Origin of the sequence: Micromonospora sp. NPDC049580 (genome assembly GCF_040675595.1) — a bacterium.
Taxonomy (GTDB): Bacteria; Actinomycetota; Actinomycetes; order Mycobacteriales; family Micromonosporaceae; genus Micromonospora.
This window is the reverse complement of the sequence record NZ_JBFAPG010000502.1, coordinates 1-4582: the sequence shown is the minus strand read 5'-3', so window position 1 is coordinate 4582 and position 4582 is coordinate 1. Positions and strand designations below refer to the sequence as shown.

General features: G+C 71.5%; 2 protein-coding genes. Both read left to right on the top strand.

Annotation, left to right across the window (positions count from 1 at the left end; genetic code table 11):
• Window positions 1–312: 312 nt before the first annotated feature.
• Window positions 313–1515, top strand: coding sequence for an ROK family transcriptional regulator (locus tag AB0J68_RS27870; RefSeq protein WP_355065170.1), 1203 nt, complete (start codon window positions 313–315; stop codon window positions 1513–1515).
• Window positions 1516–1848: 333 nt separating this feature from the next.
• Window positions 1849–4488, top strand: a complete 2640-nt coding sequence (locus AB0J68_RS27865) for a discoidin domain-containing protein (protein WP_363941334.1) — start codon at window positions 1849–1851, stop codon at window positions 4486–4488.
• Window positions 4489–4582: the final 94 nt, after the last annotated feature.

Genomic DNA, 4582 nt, shown 5'->3' with positions numbered 1-4582 from the left:
GGAGCCGCCACAGGCGGTCAGCGATGCGGCGGCCAGTACGGCGGCGGTGAATATCCCGAGGTGTCGTCTCGACACGGTCAGCCCTTCCGGTGCGTGGTGGGGGTCCGCCGGCCGCCGTCGTCGATAGGGGTGCGGCGACGGTGGTCGGCTGCGGACGGGGTTTCTCCGGATGCGCCGTCGGGGGTCCGCCGGCGTTTCCCGGGAGTTACATCACGGCTTAATGAATGTCGTCATTAAAGTTGCTGGCAGGTGGGTCGTCAAGCACGGTGCGGTTACAGTCGCCACCAACGGCCGACGGGAACGAGGTGACGAGTGGAGCTGGCGCGTGCCACCAACCGGAGCGTCCGGCTGCGCAACCGGTCCGCCCTGCTGACGAAGCTCTTCCTCGATGCTCCGCTCACCCGGCAGGACCTGGTGCGCAGCACGGGGCTGAGCCAGCCGGCGGTGAGCAACGTGGTGGCCGACCTGATCGACGAGGGCATCGTCGCCGAGGCCGGCGCCGCCGAGTCCGACGGCGGCCGCCCCAGCATGCTGCTGCGGGTCGCCCCCCGGTACGCCTTCGTGATCGGCGTGGACGTCGGCGAGACCCGGGTCCGGGTCGAGCTCTTCGACTTCGCGATGACCCTGCTCGCCAGCATCGAGTACCCGCTCGACCCGGCGCGCACCGAGCCCGACGTGGTGGCCGGGCACGTGCTGGCCGGCATCGAGGTGGTCACCGGGAAGGCCCGGGTGGCCACCGCCGACGTGCTCGGCGTCGGTATCGGCGTCTCCGGCGTGGTCGAGCAGGGCGTCCAGGCCGTCGTGCACGCCCAGGCCCTCGGCTGGGACCGGGTGCCGCTGGAGCGCCTCATCGCCGCCGGCACCGACCTGCCGCTGCACATCGACAACGGCGCGAAGACCCTCGGCCAGGCCGAGATGTGGTTCGGCGCCGGGCGCGGCGCCCGGCACGCCGTCTTCGCGCTGGTCGGCTCCGGCGTGGGCGCGGCCGTGGTGACCAACGGCGCCACCTACCGGGGCGCGTCCAGCAGCGCGGGGGAGTGGGGGCACACCACCCTGGTGTACGGCGGCCGGGCCTGCCGGTGCGGCGCGCGCGGCTGCCTGGAGGCGTACGTGGGGGCGGAGGCGATCATCGACCGCTACCGCGAGGCGCGTCGGGGTCGCGCCGTGCCGGGCGAGGACGAGGAGTCGCAGCTCGCCGCGCTGGTCACCGCCGCCGAGTCGTCGGCCACCGCCCGCCGGGTGCTGGACGACACCGCCGGCTATCTCGGCGCGGGGGTGGCCAACCTGATCAACCTGTTCAACCCGGAGCGGGTCGTCCTCGGTGGGTGGGCGGCGATGGCGCTGGGCGATCTGCTGCCGGCCGTCCGCGAGGCCGCCGGTCGGCAGGCGCTGCGCCAGCCGTACGAGCAGGCGTCGATCGAGCTGTGCCGCCTCGGCGTGGACGCGGTGGCCCTGGGAGCGGCCACCCTCCCGATCGCCCGCTTCCTCACCGACGGCGGCGTCCGCCGCACCTGACCCCGCCTCCTCCTCCACCCGGTGATCAAGAGGTTCGCGTCATCCTGGGCGCGATTTCTGACGCAAACCTCTTGATCACCGGGAGTGGTCGGGGTTGGGGGGACGGGGGTGGGGGACGGGGGTGGGGGTTGGGAATTACACAAAACCGATCCTCGGGATAAATAACGAAGTTATAGATCGATGTCTTGACTCCGTCGCAATCTCGCCGCAACACTCCTACGAGAGCGCTCTCCTCTCCCCGCGGCGTCGCATCGGCGGCACCACCCACGGCACCACGGGCGAAAACCGCTCCCCACCCCCGGCGTCCGTAACGCCCTATCGACAGGCGATGTCATGACATCTCGTGCTACATCCGTACGCCCGCGTCCCCGGCGGCGGACCGTCCGGCACCTCCTCGCCGGAGTCGCCGTGGCCCTGGTGGCGGCCCTGACCCCGGCTGTGGCCACCGCCCCGGCGCAGGCCGCCCCCACCCTGCTGTCGCAGGGACGCCCGGCGACCGCCTCGTCCACTGAGAACGCCGGCACCCCCGCGTCGGCCGCCGTCGACGGCAACACCGGCACCCGCTGGGCCAGCGCCTTCAGCGATCCCCAGTGGCTTCAGGTGGACCTGGGCGCGCGGGCCACCATCAGCCAGGTCAACCTGCTCTGGGAGGGCGCCTACGGCCGCGCCTTCCAGCTCCAGACCTCTGACGACGCGGCCACCTGGACCACGATCTACTCGACCACCACCGGCGCGGGCGGCACCCAGAACCTCACCGTCACCGGCGCCGGCCGGTACGTGCGCATGTACGGCACCGCCCGGGGCACCGGCTACGGCTACTCGCTCTGGGAGTTCCAGGTCTACGGCGAGACCGACGGCGGCACCTCCACCTGCGGCAGCACCAACGTCGCCCAGGGCAGCCCGGTAACCGCCTCGTCCACCGAGAACGCCGGCACCCCGGCGTCCGCCGCCGTCGACGGCAACACCGGCACCCGTTGGGCCAGCGCCGCCAGCGACCCGCAGTGGCTGCGCGTCGACCTCGGCAGCACCCGCACGATCTGCCGGGTGACGCTCACCTGGGAGGCCGCGTACGCCCGGGCCTTCCAGCTCCAGACCTCCGCGGACGGGTCCACCTGGACCACCATCTACTCGACCACGACGGCCACCGGCGGCACGCAGAGCCTCACCGTCACCGGCAGCGGTCGCTACCTGCGCGTGTACGGCACCGCCCGGGGCACCGCCTACGGCTACTCGCTGTGGGAGCTGGCGGTGAACACGACCGGCGGCGGCACCACCGAGCCCCCGGTCGGCACTACCGACCCGTACAACCCCAACCTCGGGCCGAACACGTACGTCTTCGACCCGAGCACGCCGACGTCGACCATCCAGAGTCGACTGAACACCCTCTTCACCCAGCAGGAGACCAACCAGTTCGGCCCGCAGCGCTACGCCGTGCTGTTCAAGCCGGGCACCTACACCGCCGACGTCAACCTCGGCTTCTTCACCCAGGTCGCCGGGCTCGGCATGAGCCCCGACGACGTCAACCTCAACGGCCACGTCCGCACCGAGGCGTTCTGGATGGGCGGCAACGCCACCCAGAACTTCTGGCGGGCCGCGGAGAACCTCTCGGTCACCCTGCCCGCCGGGCAGACCGTGGAGCGCTGGGCGGTGTCGCAGGCCGCGCCGTACCGGCGGATGCACCTGCGCGGCGCGCAGAACCAGATCCAGCTCTGGAACGGCGGCGACGGCTGGTCCAGCGGCGGCCTGCTGGCCGACACCCGCATCGACGGCCTGGTCGTCTCCGGCTCGCAGCAGCAGTGGTACTCCCGCAACAGCGAGTTCGGCAACGGCTGGACCGGCTCGGTGTGGAACATGGTCTTCCAGGGCGTCGTCGGCGCCCCGGCGCCGAGCTTCCCCAACCCGTCGCACACGGTCATCGCGCAGACCCCGCAGGTGCGGGAGAAGCCGTTCCTGTACGTCGACGGCACCGGTGAGTACCGGGTCTTCGTCCCCGCCCTGCGCACCAACTCGACCGGCACCAGCTGGTACAACAAGACCCCGGCCGGCTCGTCGATCTCGCTGTCGCAGTTCTACGTGGTCCAGCCGGGCACCAGCGCGGCCACCATCAACGCGGCCCTCGCCCAGGGCCGGCACCTGCTCTTCACCCCGGGCGTGCACCACGTGACCGAGCCGATCCAGGTCAACCGGGCCGACACGGTGATCCTCGGCCTCGGCCTGGCCACCATCCAGGCCGACAACGGCAGCGTGGGGATGCGGGTGGCCGATGTGGACGGCGTCAAGGTCGCCGGCCTGATGTTCGAGGCCGGCACGACCAACTCGCCGGTGCTGATGGAGGTCGGGCCGTCCGGCTCGGCGGCGAGCCACGCCACGAACCCGACCTCGCTGCACGACGTGTTCTTCCGCATCGGCGGGCCGCACGTCGGCAAGGCCACCAACACGCTGACCGTCAACAGCGACAACGTGATCGGTGACCACATGTGGCTGTGGCGGGCCGACCACGCCGCCAGCGGCGTACCGACCGGGTGGACGCTGAACACCGCCGACACCGGACTGACCGTCAACGGCGACAACGTCACCATGTACGGCCTCTTCGTCGAGCACTATCAGAAGTACCAGACCGTCTGGAACGGCAACGGCGGCCGGACGTACTTCTACCAGAACGAGATGCCGTACGACCCGCCCAACCAGGCCGCCTGGATGAACGGGTCGACCCGGGGGTACGCCGCGTACAAGGTGGCCGACTCGGTCACCAGCCACGGGGCGTGGGGCCTGGGCAGCTACTGCTACTTCAACGTCAACCCGGCAGTCGTCGCGGACCGGGCCATCGAGGCGCCCACCAACTCGAACGTGCGGTTCACCAACATGGTGACCGTCTCGCTCGGGGGTGTCGGCACCATCAACCGGGTGATCAACAACGCCGGCGGGACCGCGAACGCGGCCACCCAGCAGGTGTACCTGACCACCTACCCCTGACCGGGGCGCCCGCGCCGGCCCGTTCGCGCACGTGACCGGGCTGGCGCGGGTGGCACCGAGGGCCGGGCCGGCCCGGTCTTCGGCGGGACCGGGC

Bases quoted from the DNA above. Each gene is read 5' to 3' on its own strand.
- AB0J68_RS27865 (WP_363941334.1), top strand. From the start codon at position 1,849: ATGACATCTCGTGCTACATCCGTACGCCCGCGTCCCCGGCGGCGGACC.